Raw genomic sequence first — 18,077 nt, 5'->3', positions numbered from 1 at the left:
TGTTAAAAGATAAGGCGCATTGTGCGCCTTATTTTATTGTTGCAGATCTCTAGCGGGTTGCCCCCATTGGTTGTTCTCGGCTTTGGTGTCTGTAGCCCACCAGATAATCAGTGGGATGATCCCAATGATTGTGAGCATTAAAAGTTGCCACCAACCTGAACGTCCTGTGTCATGTAGTCGACGTGCGCCAACAGCTAAGCTAGGAATGAGTAAAACGATATTAGTAATATTTTCTAGCCAAGGTTCACTGCCAATAACGAAATCGCAAACAGAGGCAAGTATAATGACCAATATACAAAATAGCCAAAAGAACCAGAACTCTTTACGTCGAGCACGTCCTTCAAATTCAGCAAACTTTTTCAGTGGTTTGAATGACCACGCGAAAAAGTCATAGTTTTCCTCTTCTTCACTGTAGTTTGTTCGCGTATTCGTGGAAAAATTTTGTTGGTGTAATGCAATATAGACTTGAATCGCTTGCCCACTTTCGTCCAAAGCAAAATCAACCTGTTCTCCACGTGTAGGTGGTCTTTGACCTCGCCATTTATGACCAGCAAATTGATAGTGTTTTCCATCTTCAGCACTAATCACCCCAGTATTAGTTTGAATCGAAAAATCTAGTATTTGTCCTTTCATATTTTTCCTGAGTTAATGTGCTGTTGATAGGGTGGCTACATAAATAGTAGCCACGATTTTTTATTTATTTTGCAGGTTGTCCCCATTGGTTTACTTCAGGTTTAGTTTCCGTTGCAAGCCAAATTAGAACCAGAATTGGCCCAACGAGTGGAATCATTTGTATTAACCAATACCAACCAGATTTATTAATATCATGTAAACGACGTACTGCAACAGAAAGGGACGGAATAACCATTGCTAAGATGAAAATACCTGTGAATATTCCTCTGGTTCTAAGCACTGAATCGACAATCAGAGTAATAATCATTGCGATAAGATAGACCAAAACAAAAAACCAATATTCTTTACGGCGTGCACGTCCAGTAAAGTTGGCATAATTTTTTAGACATTTGACAAACCAATCAATCATGTTGAATTTTGATTCAGCTTGGTCTTGGTTTGAAATTTTATCGAGGTGCTGTGAAATTTGTTGAATAGGATTACTGCTGCCAAGTGCATTGAATACTTGAACCGCTTGACCTTCGGGACTGATATCGAAATCTACATGATCGCCACGTTTAGGTGAGTTTTGGCCACGCCATTCTGCACCTGTAAACTCATAACGGTTTTGATCATCTCCACTGATGATGCCTGAATTGGTTTGTACTGAATAATCTAATATCTGACCTTTCATTCTGTCCTCTTTTATTATGTGATTTTTATTAATTAATGTATTTTTATACCGTTTTATATTAGCAGAATATGAATTAAATTAAATGCATAGATTTGCTTGGGTGAATGAAATTCTTCATAAAAAAAGCGGAACACTTGGTTCCGCTTTTGATATTTCGCTGAAAAATTTATTACCAGCTTAACGCACCACCAGTTTGGTAATCCGTTACGCGAGTTTCAAAGAAGTTCTTCTCTTTACGTAAGTCCATCATTTCTGACATCCACTGGAATGGGTTATTCACACCAGCAAATTGTTCAGGTAAACCTAATTGGCTTAAACGACGGTTACAGATGAACTTCAAGTATTCTTCCATCATGCCTGCATTCATACCCAATACACCGCGTGGCATAGTGTCACGAGCATATTCGATTTCAAGCATTGTACCTTCAAGAATCATTTGAATGATTTCTTCTTGGAACTCAGCAGTCCATAGGTGAGGGTTCTCGATCTTGATTTGGTTGATCATGTCGATACCAAAGTTCAAGTGCATGGATTCATCACGTAAGATGTATTGGAATTGCTCAGCAACACCATTCATCTTGTTACGACGTCCCATAGACAAGATTTGGCTGAAACCACAGTAGAAGAAGATACCTTCAAGGACGCAGTAGAACGCGATCAAGTTGCGAAGCAAGATTTGGTCGTTTTCAGGTGTACCTGTTTTGAACGTAGGATCACTTAAAGATTGTGTATATTTCAGACCCCAAGCTGCTTTACGAGCCACTGAAGGAATTTCACGGTACATGTTGAAGACTTCGCCTTCGTCCATACCTAAAGATTCGATACAGTATTGGTAAGCGTGCGTGTGAATCGCTTCTTCAAATGATTGACGTAAGATGTACTGACGGCATTCAGGGTTTGTGATGTGACGGTAGATTGCAAGAACCAAGTTGTTCGCAACCAATGAATCCGCAGTCGAGAAGAAACCTAAAGAACGCATAACAATGGTACGCTCATCTTCGGTTAAGCCATTTTCAGACTTCCAAAGTGCGATGTCATGGTTCATGTTCACTTCTTGCGGCATCCAGTGGTTTGCACAACCGTCTAGATATTTTTGCCAAGCCCATTCGTATTTGAACGGTACAAGTTGGTTTAAGTCAGCGCGGCAGTTGATCATCGCTTTATCGTCAACTTGAACACGCTGAGCACCCATTTCTAGCTCTTCTAAGCCAGGTGCAACGTCTAGATTTTCTAGAGCGTTAGATGCTCTTGCCAACGGATCGGTTGGATCTGTTGGTCGATTTGTACTGGTTCGAGCGGGTTGTGCAGCTGCCAAATTCGGCGATGAGTGCTGTGCATTAGATACCACTTGCGAATCAGTCGTTTTTTGCGGTTCGACGGGCGCAGGCTGGTGAGCTTGTGCAGCTTGTTTCGGTTCATCATCTTCGAAATCGTCCCAACTTAGGATAGACATAACAGTTCTCTCTTCGTTGCTTTATATCTTTTATAGACATCCAGCGTCGCTGAGATGTCCTACTATACGCTCAATTTGTGTAAGCAAAATTAAGTTTTGTCGATCACTGCTCTAAAAGTGTTCGGTAGAGCAAATATCCCCACTACTTATTTTGATTACGCGATTTATATGCCTTAAACCAGAAATAGGCGATCGGGACATAAAAAGTCAAAATAAAGGAAACCACCAAGGCGATAAGCCCTAACTGATAGTTATGCGTCATATGTGGCATGGGGTAGTTTCCTTAAAGTCTTTAATAAGAGGCCTATAGGCCTCTCATGTTTACCACAAGCTTAGCTGAGCGTGGTTTGGAAAACTCCGGCAGTGTGAACGAACATATTCAGTTCGATTGAATCGAACTCGAGTATAGTCGCAAACACTAACAGGTTTATCCAATGAGCACATTACTCTCATCAGCAACTCCTTTTTGTAAAAGATGCTTTCAGAGGAGTGACTCATACCCTAAACTTTGCTAAAGTATCTTTCGTTAGATCGCCAAATTTAACATTCAATAACTTTAGCATGTCAGGGAAGTATTTCCTCTGAAAGCTTGGGTTTTGAAACTAATGGTCTGTCACTTGTGATAGGCCATTTTTTATTGCTTAAACTTTATAAATCTCTACATCCGCACCTCCTATTTTATTTTTATTCAGTTTGGAATCCCCCTAAATCCCCCTTTTGCAAAGGGGGACTTGCATCCCGCCATTTGCTTCGAGGAATCTCCCTCCTTTATTAAAGGAGGGTTGGGGAGGATTTAAAACCTGTCAGATTACTGACAAGCTTCACAATCAGGGTTGTCAATTGAACATGCCATTGGCACTGGAGCTGCTTGACCAAAACCTTCTTCTTCAGCAGCAACTTCAGCTTTAGGTTCTTCTTTCGCAACAGCAGTTACAGGTGCTGCAACAGTAGCAGGCTTAACCGCGTTCAATGCACCAGTGTTAATGGTTGATTTCTCAGCAGACGTCGCACCCAATGCACGTAGGTAGTAAGTGGTTTTTAGACCACGTAACCATGCCATTTTATACGTCATGTCGAGTTTCTTACCGTTTGCACCAGAGATGTAAAGGTTAAGAGACTGAGCTTGGTCGATCCATTTTTGACGACGTGATGCAGCATCAACAATCCAACGTGGTTCAACTTCGAACGCAGTCGCGAAGATTGCTTTAAGCTCTTCAGGAATACGTGCAATTTTTTGAACCGAACCTTCGAAGTGTTTCAGGTCGTTCACCATTACAGAATCCCAAAGACCGCGATCTTTTAACGCACGTACTAGGTACGGGTTGATCACTGTGAATTCACCAGAAAGGTTAGATTTCACATACAAGTTTTGGAAAGTTGGTTCGATTGATTGAGACACGCCACAAATGTTCGAAATGGTTGCAGTCGGTGCAATCGCCATCACGTTTGAGTTACGCATACCGTCTTTTTGAACTTTAGTACGTAAAGTATCCCAGTCCAAACGTGTTGTACGGTCAACTTCGAACATACGGTCAGGACGTGCTTTTTGTACGATATCTAAAGAGTCAATTGGCAAGATACCTTGATCCCAAAGTGAACCTTTAAATGTCTCGTAAGTACCACGTTCAAGTGCCAAGTCGCTAGATGTTTGAATCGCGTAGTAAGAAATCACTTCCATAGATTCATCAGCGAACTCAACCGCAGCATCAGAACCATAAGCCAATTTCATTTCGTATAAAGCATCTTGGAAGCCCATGATACCCATACCCACTGGACGGTGTTTCAAGTTCGAGTTGCGCGCTTGTGGAACAGCGTAGTAGTTGATGTCAATCACGTTGTCGAGCATACGAACAGCAGTTTTAACTGTACGAGCAAGCTTTTCACGATCTAACACACCGCCTTGAACGTGTTGTACAAGGTTAATTGAACCTAAGTTACATACTGCGATTTCATCTTCGTTAGTGTTCAGCGTAATTTCTGTACACAAGTTAGAAGAGTGAACTACACCAACGTGTTGTTGTGGTGAACGTAAGTTACATACGTCTTTGAAGGTGATCCAAGGGTGACCAGTTTCAAACAACATAGACAACATTTTGCGCCATAAGTCTTTCGCACGGACTTTCTTATGTAGCATGTTGGTTTCTTTCGCAATGCCTTCGTAGTAAGCATAGCGTTCAGCAAATTCTGCACCTGTTAGGTCATGCAAATCAGGTGTTTCAGATGGTGTGAACAGAGTCCATTCAGCATCTTCGAATACACGTTGCATAAACAAATCAGGAACCCAGTTTGCTGTGTTCATGTCGTGTGTACGACGACGGTCATCACCTGTGTTCTTACGAAGCTCTAGGAATTCTTCGATGTCCAAGTGCCAAGTTTCAAGGTATGCACATACTGCACCTTTACGTTTACCACCTTGGTTAACTGCAACAGCAGTATCGTTGGCAACTTTAAGGAACGGTACAACACCTTGTGACTTACCATTTGTACCTTTGATGTACGAGTTAAGCGCACGAACTGGCGTCCAGTCATTACCTAAACCACCCGCCCATTTAGACAACATTGCGTTATCACGCATTGCGCCATAAATGTTGTAAAGGTCATCTGAAATCGTTGTTAAGTAACAGCTAGATAACTGTGGACGTAAAGTACCAGAGTTAAATAGAGTAGGCGTAGATGCCATGTAATCGAAGCTAGACAATAAGTTATAGAATTCGATTGCACGTTCTTCACGGTTTGCTTCGTTCAATGAAAGACCCATTGAAACACGCATGAAGAATAATTGTGGTAATTCGAAACGTACACCATCTGAGTGGATGAAGTAACGGTCAAATAAGGTTTGTAGACCTAAATAAGTAAATTGGTTTGAGCGTTCTGGTTGAATCGCAGCAGCCAATTTTGCAAGGTCAAAGTTAAGTAGTTCTGGAGAAAGAAGATCAAGCTCGATACCTTTCTTCAAGAAAGTTTCTAAAGCGTCGCCTTCATTCGTGTCAGTATCTAAACCTAAGAACTCTAACCCTGTAGCAACAAGGTCGTTACGCAATAAACGCGCAGTCACATATGTATAGTTTGGTTCTTGTTCGATACGTGTACGAGTAGCCATCATCATGGTCGTTGAGATGTCTGACTCTTTTACGCCGTTATAAAGGTTTTTTACAGTCTCATCGATAATCGCTCGAACATCGATGCCTTCTAAACCTTCAGCTGCTTTGACAATATTTGCCTCAAGTGCGCCAAGATCAAGCGGTTTAAGCTGACCGTTTGAACTTGTCACTTGTAAAGTAGGGTGGTGGTGAGCACCAGTTTGTTTACGAGCTTCGGCACGTTGTTCGCGGTAAATCACGTAAGAGCGAGCAACTTTTTGCTCACCTGTACGCATAAGCGCAAGTTCAACCTGATCCTGAATTTCTTCAATATGAATGGTACCGCCAGAAGGTAAGCGACGGTTAAAGGTATTCAATACCATCTCAGTTAATTGAGAGATACGGTCATGAATACGGCTGGAGTCAGCGCTTTGCTGGCCTTCAACGGCCAAGAACGCTTTACCAATCGCCACAGAGATTTTTTCTGCATCAAAAGGTGCAACGTCACCGGTGCGTTTAATCACCTGAATTTGACCAGGGGTTGAATTCGTTACGCTCATGCTAGCATAGCTCCATTTGTCATCTATTTTTATGTTAGGACCGTTTGAACTGGGCAATTTTTATGCCACAGTGTTTGAGGTTTAAACACAAGACCTAGTGGTTTAAAAATTTATTGAACACAAGATACGGGAAAATTCAGGGTATATCAATATTGACATTTTACTAAATGCTTTGAACTTTTCTGGCAGAAATCCATCTCAAAAAATCCCTATTTTTTATCTTTGTTATATATGCCTTATCCGACAAGGGCATAGCATAGCAAAGTCGAAAAAGAGTGCTTATAGATAACATTGTGGATAACTTCAGAAAGCCTAAAAAGTTGTGAATTAATCAGTCAGTTTTTATTCGATGAAAATGTATCCAAATTTATAATTGTTGGTATTGTGAGCAATAGGGCATGGAAATGATTGGTAAATACGGCTGCAAAAATGTAGCAGGTTAAAATTTATTACAAAATACGATATTGATGTATCAGTTTGGTGAATGCCATCTTGTTTACAATGTAAACGTGTGTATATTGCAAACTATGTTTAAGCGTATCTATCGGATTTCAAATAGGATACGCCCAATCAAATAAGGGGCAATCAATGAGCCAAGAAGAAAAGTTACCTAAAATTTTAATTGTTGAAGACGATGAGCGTCTTGCTCGTTTAACTCAAGAATACTTAATCCGTAACGGACTTGAAGTTGGGGTAGAACCAGACGGTAATCGTGCGATTCGCCGTATTATCGCTGAACAACCAGATATGGTATTACTCGACGTGATGCTTCCGGGTGCAGATGGTTTAACCATTTGTCGTGAAGTTCGTCCACACTACCATCAACCAATTTTAATGTTGACTGCACGTACCGAAGACATGGACCAAGTGTTGGGTCTAGAAATGGGTGCAGATGACTATGTTGCAAAACCTGTTCAACCTCGCGTTTTACTTGCGCGTATTCGTGCATTATTACGTCGTACAGACAAAGCACCAGAAGATGAGGTTGCACAGCGCATCGAATTTGATGATCTTGTAATTGATAATGGTGGTCGTTCTGTCACACTCAATAATGAGTTGGTTGACTTTACCAGTGCAGAATATGACCTTTTATGGTTGTTGGCATCTAATGCAGGTCGCATTCTTTCTCGTGAAGATATTTTTGAGCGTCTGCGTGGTATTGAATACGATGGTCAAGATCGTTCAATTGACGTGCGTATCTCGCGAATTCGTCCAAAAATTGGCGATGATCCAGAAAACCCGAAACGCATTAAGACCGTACGTAGTAAAGGTTATTTATTCGTAAAAGAAACCAACGGCATTTAATGTAAAATACCGTCCCTTAGTTTGGCAAAGTAGGACACTTTTACGTGTTTAAACACAGTATATTTTTGCGCGTTTATGCGGGGCTACTGATTTTAGTCTTTTTAGTCGCTACATTTGGCTATTTGCTGGTGCAAATCATTAACTACCAGCGCGCGCAAGAATATCGTGAATCGCTTACTGACGGTTTGGCTTTCATTATAAGTGAAGGTATTGCACGTCAGCCAAATGAACAACAAAAGTCAGATTGGGTGTCAGATGCATCTGATCTACTTGAGTTGCCTATTTATTATGTAAAAGCTAATCAGGTTGATTTAACCCGAGCGGAAACAAAACGTATAGAAGAGCGTAAAGCTGTAGTGCGTTGGGACGCACAAACCACAGCAGCTTATATTATTATTGGTTTAAAAGATGATCCTGCACATCTACTGTATATAAAAGCTGATAATATTTCAGAACGCCAAATGAAGGCGTTGCCTGTCTTTATACTGGATTATTTGGTTTATTACCCAGGTCAAGAAAAACAATATCTTGAAAAAATTCAGCATCATTTTTCATATCCAATTTCAATTCAAAATGTTCAGAGTTTGCCTTTAGATTCTGAGCAAATCGGCCGGCTACGTTTAGATCACAGTATTATTTTGTATCGTGACAGTGCGACGGAACGCGGCACGACCATTTCGATCGTATCGCCAATTCCAAGCTCAACTTCAGAAGTCTTGGTTATGGGGCCGGTACCGCTATTCAATTGGATGCCTTTTCAGTTGGCAGCCGGTATTACGCTACTGAGCTTGTTTGTCTTGAGCTTGGGTGTTTATGGTCTATTGGTGCCGATGCAACGTAAGCTGCGTGCTGTAAATTATGCGTTAAATAAAATGAAGGGCGGGGACTTATCTGTACGTCTGCCTGTCGAAAGTACCGATGAATTTGGTACCTTGGCATCGAGCTATAACTCAATGTCAGATCATATTGAACGTTTAATTGAAGCACAGCGTGAGTTGATGCGCGCGGTATCGCATGAACTGCGAACACCTGTGGCGCGGATTCGCTTTGGTGTAGAAATGATGGCGGATGAAGACGACTACGACTACCGTCAGCAGCAAGTTGAACAAATCGACAAAGATATCGAAGCTCTCAATACCTTGATTGATGAGATCATGACTTATGCCAAGCTCGAACAGGGCATGCCATCTTTAGAGTTTGAAGATGTCAGCTTGTTTGAAGTTTTAGATCAGGTCTTGATTGAAACCGAAGCCTTAAAGACAGGGAAAACCTTGGAATTGCAAGCACCACCGATTGGGGTGATTGTGGAAACCGAGCGTCGCTATTTACATCGCGTTGTACAAAACTTGGTGGGTAATGCAGTGCGTTATTGTGATGATAAAGTGCTGATCAGTGGTGGTGTGAATGATGAAGGCATGGCCTATATCTGTGTTGAAGATGATGGCCCCGGCATTCCAGAAGAAGATCGTAAGCGTATTTTTGATGCCTTTGCACGCTTAGATGATAGTCGCACACGTGCCTCAGGGGGCTATGGTTTAGGCTTATCGATTGTTAGTCGCATTGCATATTGGTTTGGCGGGACTATTGATATTGATGAAAGTCCAATATTAGGCGGGGCGCGTTTCACCATGACATGGCCTGCAACTCGTTTTAAGAAAAATAAACCGAAGCTAGATGGTAAAGAGCTGAGTGCCAATGAAAGCTAAGCAGCCTAATAAATCTACCTCAGCTGCATTTGGCGAATGATACATAAAAAAAGCCATTCAATTTGAATGGCTTTTTTTATCAGGTTTTTACTTATTCGGTAATCGTTGCATCAGGTTCAATAATGGGTTTGCCATTTTTCAGAGCAGCAAGGGCATCTGCATTGAAATCGATGAGTAAAGAGTTGTTTTTAGCATCGATAGAATAATTGCTAATGAGTTTTTGGTCGCCGTTTAGGGTCTCAATTTTATATTCATCTACAATATTCATAATCCCGCTAAGGTTGGTGGTTGCAGAAGCTAAATCTTGACGTAATAACTCATAGATATCGCGTAAATCAAAAATGGCATTTTGAGCATCAGGATGCTTATCTAAGTAGTTTTTAATATGGTGAATCACCAATTGCGCAGATAGAAAATAATCAGGTTTATGCGTAAATTCTAAAGTCATTATTGTCTCTCCGTTGTGATTGCTTTTTGTGTTTTAACTACAAATATCACACTCTTTATAGGTCGTGTCAAAGAATTGCAAAAAAGCCACAAGAAGCTAAAAAAAGGTCTTTTTACATAGACTCAATACGGTTCAGTTTTCAGTTGAAGAAAAGACCAAAATCAGAAGAAGTGAATAAAGAAACAACAAAGTTGAGGTGGGGGAGTATTTATTTAATAAATGACGCAGTTGATAAAAATACGGCAATTTGAATGTGTATGCTGAGAAATGAAGGGTTTGTTGATGAAACTGAACAGTCATAATTTTCTGATAAAATCACATAAATGTAATAATTAATAAAAAAATGCAATCTAATCTAATTAAGCGATTAATCCTAATTTTAAGGGAGTAAACCCAATTTAAATGCTGAAATGATTAAAAAATCATCCTAAAGACGAATACCGATAAGCTAGCAAGAAGCCTCCTCAATCAGGTACAATTGGCGGGATTAATTTTGTGTTTGGTGTATTTGAAGGCCAATACATACATTCTTTGTTAATAAATAGGCCTGCCAGGAGTTATCCCCGCATGAGTGCCATTACTCCATACGATTGGGCAATTATTGCCTTCGTGATCGGCGTTACATTCCTTTGCGTCTTTATGCTGACCGTCCCTTTACTCCTTGGGGGTAAATCATGGGGTCGTGCTAAGCAAGAGCAGTTTGAGTCAGGTGTAGTAGGTGCTGGTGGTGCACGTATTCGCTTGTCTGCGAAATTCTATTTAGTTGCAATTTTCTTCGTCGTGTTTGATATCGAAGCACTTTATCTTTATGCATGGTCTACTTCTGTTCGTGAAGCAGGCTGGTTTGGTTTTACAACCGTGGTTATTTTTGTGGTCGATTTATTGATTGCTTTAATTTACGCGGTAAAAGTAGGTGCATTAGATTGGGCGCCTTCTGATAAGCGTAAAGCTGCAGGTAAAGCGTTGAAAATTGGTTCACCAAATATGGACATCGCAGAAATCACACGCTTTAACTCTATTGAAGAGTTGGTTATGGACCCTACAGGTCAAATTCCAGCGCAATCATCTGGTCGTGTGAAATCTAAGTCACCGACTGCATCATCTGACAAGGAGTAAGACGGGATGAAATATACATTAACCCGTGCGAATCCGGATGCTGATCAATATCCACTTCAAGAGCGTCAAATCGTTACCGATCCGCTTGAAGAAGAAGTGAATAAAAATGTGTTCATGACTCGTTTAGAGGATGTTGCACATACAGCAGTAAACTGGGGTCGTAAAAACTCAGTTTGGCCGTTCAACTTTGGTACATCTTGCTGCTACGTAGAGTATGCAACGACTTTAACAGGCGTGCATGACTTGTCACGTTTCGGTGCCGAGGTTATTCGTGCTTCACCACGTCAGGCTGACTTGATGATTGTTGCAGGTACATGCTTCATGAAAATGGCGCCTGTAATTCAACGTTTGTACGAGCAAATGCTTGAGCCTAAATGGGTAATCTCAATGGGCGCATGTGCAAACTCTGGTGGTATGTACGACATTTATTCAGTTGTACAAGGTGTGGATAAAATCATCCCTGTCGATGTGTATATCCCAGGTTGCCCACCACGTCCTGAAGCTTTAATTCAGGCATTGATGTTATTGCAAGACCAGATTCAACTTGAGCGCCGTCCTTTATCGGCCGTGATTGGTGATGATCTTAAGCCAGTGTATAAGCCAAAGATGATGCCAGAACGTGACCGTAAGAACGCACAGCGTATTGCAGTGAAAAACTTACGCTCAATGGATGAAATTAAATAATCACTGCGACGAAATATTGATACACCCGGACTGGGTGTAATTGTCGTTTTGATTGACTGAATTTGTATTAAATAGGAAGCCAAGCCAATGGCTGAAACTGACATTGCTATGCCAGAATCAACTCCAGTTGATTCCCGCCCTGCATTTGCAATTGTAGAAGAGCTCAAAACCAAATTTGGTGAGAACTTCTACGTGCAAACGACTTTTGAAGACTTTCCAACAGTCTGGGTTGAGCGCGCACGTGTACAAGAAGTTTTAATGTTCTTGCGTACGGTGTCACGTCCATACGTGATGCTGTTTGACTTGTCTGCGGTTGATGAGCGTTTACGTATACACCGCGATGGTCTGCCTGCATCTGACTTCACTGTGTTCTATCACTTGTTATCGTTAGAGCGTAACAGTGATATTCGTATCAAGGTTGCATTAGCTGAGAATGATGTAAACATTCCAACGGCAACCAATATTTGGCCGAATGCCAACTGGTACGAACGCGAAGCTTACGACATGTTCGGTATCAACTTCGAAGGGCATCCAATGCTCCGTCGTATCTTGTTGCCAACATATTGGGAAGGTCACCCGTTACGTAAAGAATATTCTGCACGTGCGACCGAATACACGCCTTATCGCCAAAACCAAGCAAAACAGGATTACGAACAAGAACATCTTCGTTTCGTACCTGAAGATTGGGGTATGAAGCGTGGGAACGATGATGAAGACTTCATGTTCCTAAACTTGGGTCCTAACCATCCATCTGCGCACGGTGCCTTCCGTGTGATCTTGCAGTTGGACGGTGAAGAAGTGAAAGACTGTGTTCCTGACATCGGCTATCACCACCGTGGTGTGGAAAAAATGGCTGAGCGTCAAACATGGCACTCATTCATTCCGTATACAGACCGTGTTGACTACTTAGGTGGTTGTGCGCAAAACATGCCTTACGTTCTTGGCGTAGAGCAAATGGCAGGGATTACCGTTCCTGATCGTGCACAATGTATCCGTGTCATGATGTCTGAATTGTTCCGTATCAATAACCACTTATTGTTCATTGGTACTGCGATTCAGGATGCCGGCGGTATGACCCCAGTATTCTATATGTTCGCTGACCGTCAAAAAATCTATGACGCGATCGAAGCGATCACGGGTTACCGTATGCACCCAGCATGGTTCCGTATCGGTGGTACAGCGCACGACTTGCCAAACAACTGGCAGCACCTCATTCGCGAAATCCTAGATTGGATGCCGAAGCGTATGAACGAGTATTACACTGCAGCACTTAAAAACTCAGTGTTTATCGGTCGTACCCGTAATGTTGCTCAGTATGATGCTAAATCTGCATTGGCTTGGGGTGTAACGGGTACTGGTCTACGTGCTACAGGTATTGATTTCGACGTTCGTAAATACCGTCCTTATAGCGGCTACGAAAACTACGACTTTGATGTGCCTTTAGAGTACGAAGGCGATGCTTATGCACGTGTTCTTGTTCACTTCCGTGAAATTGAAGAATCGCTGAAAATCATCAAGCAATGTTTAGACAACATGCCTTCTGGTGCATACAAAGCAGACCATCCACTGGCTGTTCCACCACCAAAAGATAAAACTTTACAAGACATCGAAACATTGATTACGCACTTCTTGAGCGTGTCATGGGGTCCTGTAATGCCAGCAGGCGAAAGCTCTGTAATGGCGGAAGTGGTAAAAGGTGCGTCGAACTACTACTTGACTTCAGACAAGTCAACGATGAGTTACCGTACACGTATCCGTACACCAACCTTCACGCACTTACAGCAAATGCCTTCTGTGATTAACGGCAGCTTAATGTCTGACTTAATCATTTATTTAGCGACAATTGACGTCGTAATGGCTGACGTGGATCGCTAAGGGGTAATCGCATTATGATGATTTTGACTGACAAAAAACCACGTGTGAATGTTGAAGGGATTTTAACTGCGGAAGAAATCCACGATATCGAACATCACATTGGTCACTATCCGTACCCACGCGCAGCATGTCTTGATGCTTTGAAGTGTGTACAACGCCGTAATGGCTGGGTAGATGATGCACAGATGAATGCTATTGCGCAATTGCTTAGCATGAGCCTTGCAGACCTTGAAGGTGTTGCAACTTTCTATAACCGTATTTACCGTCAACCAGTTGGTCGCCACGTAATTTTATTATGTGACTCGATTGCTTGTTTCTTGATGGGTGCGGAAACACTTGCTGAAGCATTCCAGCGTGAATTAGGCATTTCATTTGGTCAAACGACTGCAGATGGTCGCTTTACTTTATTGCCAATTTGCTGCCTAGGTAACTGTGACAAAGGTCCGACGTTAATGATTGACGAAGACACTCACGGTCTAGTTGAAGTGACTTCAATTAAACAGTTATTGGAGAAGTATGTATGAATACTGAACCAAAACCAATTTATGGCGACGGTAACCCAGAAACTCACCCATTAACTTGGCGTTTGAGCAAACAGGAACACGTTCGCAGTGCAGATGATTACGAAGCACTTGAAGGTTATGCAGGCTTTAAGAAAGCTGTTGGCATGCAACCGAAAGAAGTGCTTGAAGTGATCAAAGCTGCGACTGTAAAAGGTCGTGGTGGTGCGGGCTTCCCTGCAGGGATCAAATGGTCGCTTATGGCGCCAAATGATAACTCAGGCCCTCGTTACCTTATCTGTAATGCCGATGAAATGGAACCAGGTACCTTTAAAGACCGTCTGTTGATGGAAAAACTTCCTCATCAGTTGATCGAAGGTATGTTGATTGCTGCTTATACATTAGAAGCAACACAGGGTTATATCTTCATCCGTGGTGAATACATCGAAGCGGCTCAATACTTAAATGAAGCATTGGACCAAATTCGTGCCAAAGGTTACTTGGGTGAAAACATCTTAGGTACAGGTTGGAACTTCGAGTTACACGTGCATACTGGTGCAGGTCGTTATATCTGTGGTGAAGAAACTGCATTGATTAACTCGCTTGAAGGTCGCCGTGCGAACCCTCGTACTAAACCGCCATTCCCACAAGTTGCAGGTGCTTGGGGTCGTCCTACGATTGTTAACAACGTAGAGACTTACAACAACTTACCCGCAATTATGCTTCGTGGTCCTGAATGGTATATCGGTTTATCTGAAGGTAAGTCGAAAGATCCAGGTACTAAAATTTATGGCGCTTCAGGCAAAGTAAAATTCCCAGGTCTTTGGGAACTTCCATTTGGTACAACTGCGCGTGAAGTGATTGAAGATCATGCGGGTGGTATGCGTGATGGTTTAAAACTCAAAGCATGGTTACCGGGTGGTGCTTCTACAGACTTCCTTGCTGCTGAACATATTGACCTTCCTATGGATGCTGAAAGCATCATGAAAGCAGGTTCACGTTTAGGTACGTGTTTGCTCATGGTAGTCGATGAAACTCAGTGTATGGTTTCTGCGACACGTAACTTAGAAGAATTCTTTGCGCGTGAATCTTGCGGTTGGTGTACACCATGCCGTGATGGCTTACCTTGGGCGGTTAAAGCGCTTAAAGCCTTGGAAGATGGCACAGGTAAGAAAGAAGATATCGATCACTTACAAGAACTTACTCGTAAGCTTTGGATTGGTAAAACTTTCTGTGCGCATGCTCCAGGTGCGATGGAACCGTTAATGGGCGCACTCAAACATTTCCGTGGCGAGTTTGAAGCTAAAGTCGTAAATGCGGCAGCTCAAACTAGCAACGTAGAACAAGCTTAAGGAATTCGACTATGGCTACAATTCATGTCGATGGAAAATCGTATGAAGTCAACGGCTCAGAGAACTTGCTACAAGCATGTCTTAGCCTTGGCATCGACATCCCATACTTTTGTTGGCATCCATCCTTAGGTTCTGTCGGTTCTTGCCGTCAATGTGCTGTGACTCAATACGCGAATCCTGAAGATACTCGCGGTCGTTTAGTTATGTCATGTATGACGCCTGCATCTGACAATACCTACATCTCGATTGAAGATGACGAAGCAAAAAATTTCCGTGCTTCTGTTGTTGAATTCTTGATGACCAACCACCCACACGACTGTCCAGTGTGTGAAGAGGGTGGTCACTGTCATTTACAAGATATGACTGTAATGACTCAGCATGACCGTCGTCGTTACCGCTTCACAAAACGTACGCATTACAACCAAGAGCTAGGCTCTTTCATTTCTCATGAAATGAACCGTTGTATTGCGTGCTACCGTTGTGTGCGTTACTACAAAGATTATGCAGGTGGTACAGACTTTGGTGTGTATGCAAACGCTTCGCGTGTTTACTTTGGTCGTCCAGAATCAGGTACTTTAGAATCTGAATTCTCTGGTAACTTGACTGAAGTGTGCCCAACAGGTGTATTCACAGATAAAACTCACTCTGAACGCTATAACCGTAAATGGGACATGCAGTATGCGCCAAGCGTATGCCAAGGCTGTTCTTCAGGTTGTAACATCTCTCCAGGTGAACGTTATGGCGAACTACGTCGTGTAGAAAACCGCTTTAACGGTGACGTGAACCAATACTTCCTTTGCGATAAAGGTCGTTTCGGTACAGGTTATGTGAACCGTGAAGATCGTCCACGTCAACCACAATTCCGTTCTGGTGCAAATGTAACTACAGTTTCTGTAGACCAAGCATTGGATACCGTAATTGAAAATATCCAAGGCAAAAAAGTATTGGGTATCGGTTCACCACGTGCATCAGTTGAATCAAACTTCGCGCTTCGCGAACTTGTAGGTCAAGACAACTTCTCAACGGGTATGTCTCAAAAAGAGCAAAAACTTGTTGAACTTGCAGCTTCTATTATGCAAACCGAAGGTGTTTATAACCCTGGTATGCGTGAAATCGAAAGCTACGATGCTGTGTTGATTTTGGGTGAAGATCTGACTCAAACTGCGCCTCGTATGGCTCTATCTGTTCGCCAAGCTGCGAAAAATAAAGCTAAAGAAATGGCTGCAGAGCGCCGTACGCAAGAGTGGTTGGCTGAACCTGTACAACGTATTGCTCAAGATGCGAAATCTCCGATTTACATCTTAGCGGCAACACAAACACGTTTGTCTGATGTTGCAGAAGGCGAAGTAGTTGCTTCTCCAAACGATATCGCACGTTTAGGCTTTGCGATTGCTGCCGGCGTAAAAGGTGAAGCGATTACGGGTCTTGATGACGATGCGAAAGCATTTGCACAAACCATTGCCGACACCTTAAAAGCTGCGAAGAAACCACTTGTGATTTCGGGTACAAGCTTACAAGACGCATCAATCATGGAGGCTGCTGCACAAGTTGCACAGAACCTTGGTAATGCGGGCTTAACATTGACTGTTCCTGAAGTGAACTCAATGGGCTTAGCGATCTTTGGTGGTCAAAGCCTAGAACAAGCATTTGCACAAGATTACGATACTGTGATCGTGGTAGAAAATGACCTTTATCGTCGCTTACCAGCCGCTCAGGTGAATGCCGCACTTTCTGGTAAAGAAGTGATTGTACTTGATCATTCTGAAACTGAAACTGTGAAAAAAGCCAACATCGTACTTTCTGCTGCTTCATTTGCTGAAGGTGACGGTACTGTTGTCTCTCAAGAAGGCCGTGCACAACGTTTCTACCAAGTGTATGACCCAAGCTACTACAAACCTGAACTTGCGATCAAAGAATCTTGGCGCTGGTTACATGCCATTGAAACTGGCGTGAAAGGCAAAGCGATTTCTTGGACACTTCTTGATGACGTGATTGAGTCAGTAGCGAAAAACGTTCCTGCACTTGAAGCAATTCAAGATGTCGCACCAGATGCTGGCTTCCGTGTACATGGTCTGAAAGTGGCACGTGAACCACGTCGTTACTCAGGTCGTACTGCGATGCGCGCACCACTTTCTATTCATGAACCAAAACAACCAGTCGATAAAGACTCTGCGTTGACGTTCTCTATGGAAGGTTATGTAGGTAACCAAACTCCAGCTTCACTAGTACCATTTGCTTGGTCTGCAGGTTGGAACTCTCCACAAGCTTGGAACAAATTCCAAGATAACGTGGGTGGTCACTTAAAAGGTGGTGATGCAGGCGTTCGTTTATTTGATCGATTAGCGAAACGTCCAGCACGTACTTTCGTTGCACCTGCACCTGTTGCGGTTAATGGTGAAAGCTTCCGTCTTGTACCTATGCATCACATCTTCGCTTCTGGTGAATTTACAGTGAAAACACCTGCGATGGAATCACGTATTCCTGAAGCAATGTTTGCTGTGGGTGAACAAGATGCAGCACGCTTAAATGTTCAAGATGGTCAACGTATCGCTGTGAAAGCAGGGGATGCTGAAATCGTCCTTCCAGTTCAAGTGATTGAATACTTACCTACAGGTTATATCGGTTACCCAGTGGGTCTAGCACCTACAGTATCGCTTGCAGAACCTGTTTCAGTCGCGGTAGGAGTGTAATT

13 protein-coding genes are annotated in these 18,077 nt (G+C 42.5%); 8 read left to right on the top strand and 5 right to left on the bottom strand.

Going from position 1 to position 18,077, the window contains the following annotated elements:
• Positions 1-33: 33 nt before the first annotated feature.
• The 4 genes from FTU06_RS03575 to FTU06_RS03560 all read right to left on the bottom strand — a co-directional run bounded on the left by FTU06_RS03575 (position 34) and on the right by FTU06_RS03560 (position 6,399).
• On the bottom strand, positions 34-633 hold the full coding sequence (locus FTU06_RS03575; RefSeq protein WP_180144983.1) for a DUF805 domain-containing protein: 600 nt from the start codon (positions 631-633) through the stop codon (positions 34-36).
• Positions 634-697: 64 nt separating this feature from the next.
• Positions 698-1,306 carry a DUF805 domain-containing protein gene (locus FTU06_RS03570; protein ID WP_180004739.1) on the bottom strand — a complete coding sequence of 203 codons (609 nt, stop codon included), beginning with the start codon at positions 1,304-1,306 and terminating at the stop codon, positions 698-700.
• A gap of 169 nt (positions 1,307-1,475) precedes the next feature.
• Positions 1,476-2,759 (bottom strand): ribonucleotide-diphosphate reductase subunit beta, encoded by a 1,284-nt coding sequence (locus FTU06_RS03565; RefSeq protein ID WP_078191110.1) that lies wholly within the window; start codon positions 2,757-2,759, stop codon positions 1,476-1,478.
• 808 nt (positions 2,760-3,567) lie between these two features.
• Positions 3,568-6,399, bottom strand: a complete 2,832-nt coding sequence (locus FTU06_RS03560; protein WP_180144980.1) for a ribonucleoside-diphosphate reductase subunit alpha — start codon at positions 6,397-6,399, stop codon at positions 3,568-3,570.
• A gap of 588 nt (positions 6,400-6,987) precedes the next feature.
• Here FTU06_RS03560 and bfmR point away from each other — a divergent pair.
• Positions 6,988-7,704, top strand: coding sequence for a response regulator transcription factor BfmR (gene bfmR / locus FTU06_RS03555; RefSeq protein ID WP_067764711.1), 717 nt, complete (start codon positions 6,988-6,990; stop codon positions 7,702-7,704).
• Positions 7,705-7,748: 44 nt separating this feature from the next.
• Entirely contained in the window at positions 7,749-9,410 is a 1,662-nt protein-coding gene (bfmS, locus tag FTU06_RS03550; protein WP_180144977.1) for a sensor histidine kinase BfmS, read from the top strand.
• 91 nt (positions 9,411-9,501) lie between these two features.
• On the opposite strand, the gene FTU06_RS03545 is transcribed toward bfmS, so the two are convergent.
• Positions 9,502-9,858: a hypothetical protein gene (locus FTU06_RS03545; RefSeq protein WP_180009319.1), complete on the bottom strand. Its 357-nt coding sequence runs from the start codon at positions 9,856-9,858 to the stop codon at positions 9,502-9,504.
• Positions 9,859-10,425: 567 nt separating this feature from the next.
• Here FTU06_RS03545 and ndhC point away from each other — a divergent pair.
• The 6 genes from ndhC (at position 10,426) to nuoG (ending at position 18,075) form a co-directional block, all read left to right on the top strand.
• Positions 10,426-10,974 carry an NADH-quinone oxidoreductase subunit A gene (ndhC, locus tag FTU06_RS03540; protein ID WP_078191106.1) on the top strand — a complete coding sequence of 183 codons (549 nt, stop codon included), beginning with the start codon at positions 10,426-10,428 and terminating at the stop codon, positions 10,972-10,974.
• Positions 10,975-10,980: 6 nt separating this feature from the next.
• The gene (locus FTU06_RS03535; RefSeq protein WP_078191105.1) at positions 10,981-11,658 is read left to right on the top strand and encodes an NADH-quinone oxidoreductase subunit B family protein; all 678 of its coding nucleotides are present in this window, start codon (positions 10,981-10,983) and stop codon (positions 11,656-11,658) included.
• Between the two features lie 87 nt (positions 11,659-11,745).
• Entirely contained in the window at positions 11,746-13,533 is a 1,788-nt protein-coding gene (nuoC, locus tag FTU06_RS03530; RefSeq protein ID WP_180144973.1) for an NADH-quinone oxidoreductase subunit C/D, read from the top strand.
• Between the two features lie 14 nt (positions 13,534-13,547).
• Positions 13,548-14,057 (top strand): NADH-quinone oxidoreductase subunit NuoE, encoded by a 510-nt coding sequence (gene nuoE, locus FTU06_RS03525; RefSeq protein ID WP_078191103.1) that lies wholly within the window; start codon positions 13,548-13,550, stop codon positions 14,055-14,057.
• Positions 14,054-15,385, top strand: a complete 1,332-nt coding sequence (gene nuoF / locus FTU06_RS03520) for an NADH-quinone oxidoreductase subunit NuoF (RefSeq protein WP_111884890.1) — start codon at positions 14,054-14,056, stop codon at positions 15,383-15,385. The genes nuoE and nuoF overlap by 4 nt, the downstream gene beginning before the upstream one ends.
• Before the next feature lie 11 nt (positions 15,386-15,396).
• Positions 15,397-18,075, top strand: a complete 2,679-nt coding sequence (nuoG, locus tag FTU06_RS03515) for an NADH-quinone oxidoreductase subunit NuoG (protein WP_180144970.1) — start codon at positions 15,397-15,399, stop codon at positions 18,073-18,075.
• Positions 18,076-18,077 lie beyond the last annotated feature (2 nt).

Source organism: Acinetobacter sp. YH12052 (assembly GCF_013419835.1).
GTDB classification, from domain to species: Bacteria; Pseudomonadota; Gammaproteobacteria; order Pseudomonadales; family Moraxellaceae; genus Acinetobacter; species Acinetobacter amyesii.
Note: the sequence above shows the minus strand (reverse complement) of the source record. Positions and strands in the feature narration are given on the sequence as shown.

Bases quoted from the DNA above. Each gene is read 5' to 3' on its own strand.
- FTU06_RS03575 (WP_180144983.1), bottom strand. From the start codon at position 633: ATGAAAGGACAAATACTAGATTTTTCGATTCAAACTAATACTGGGGTG.
- FTU06_RS03570 (WP_180004739.1), bottom strand. From the start codon at position 1,306: ATGAAAGGTCAGATATTAGATTATTCAGTACAAACCAATTCAGGCATC.
- FTU06_RS03565 (WP_078191110.1), bottom strand. From the start codon at position 2,759: ATGTCTATCCTAAGTTGGGACGATTTCGAAGATGATGAACCGAAACAA.
- FTU06_RS03560 (WP_180144980.1), bottom strand. From the start codon at position 6,399: ATGAGCGTAACGAATTCAACCCCTGGTCAAATTCAGGTGATTAAACGC.
- bfmR (WP_067764711.1), top strand. From the start codon at position 6,988: ATGAGCCAAGAAGAAAAGTTACCTAAAATTTTAATTGTTGAAGACGAT.
- FTU06_RS03545 (WP_180009319.1), bottom strand. From the start codon at position 9,858: ATGACTTTAGAATTTACGCATAAACCTGATTATTTTCTATCTGCGCAA.
- ndhC (WP_078191106.1), top strand. From the start codon at position 10,426: ATGAGTGCCATTACTCCATACGATTGGGCAATTATTGCCTTCGTGATC.
- FTU06_RS03535 (WP_078191105.1), top strand. From the start codon at position 10,981: ATGAAATATACATTAACCCGTGCGAATCCGGATGCTGATCAATATCCA.
- nuoC (WP_180144973.1), top strand. From the start codon at position 11,746: ATGGCTGAAACTGACATTGCTATGCCAGAATCAACTCCAGTTGATTCC.
- nuoE (WP_078191103.1), top strand. From the start codon at position 13,548: ATGATGATTTTGACTGACAAAAAACCACGTGTGAATGTTGAAGGGATT.
- nuoF (WP_111884890.1), top strand. From the start codon at position 14,054: ATGAATACTGAACCAAAACCAATTTATGGCGACGGTAACCCAGAAACT.
- nuoG (WP_180144970.1), top strand. From the start codon at position 15,397: ATGGCTACAATTCATGTCGATGGAAAATCGTATGAAGTCAACGGCTCA.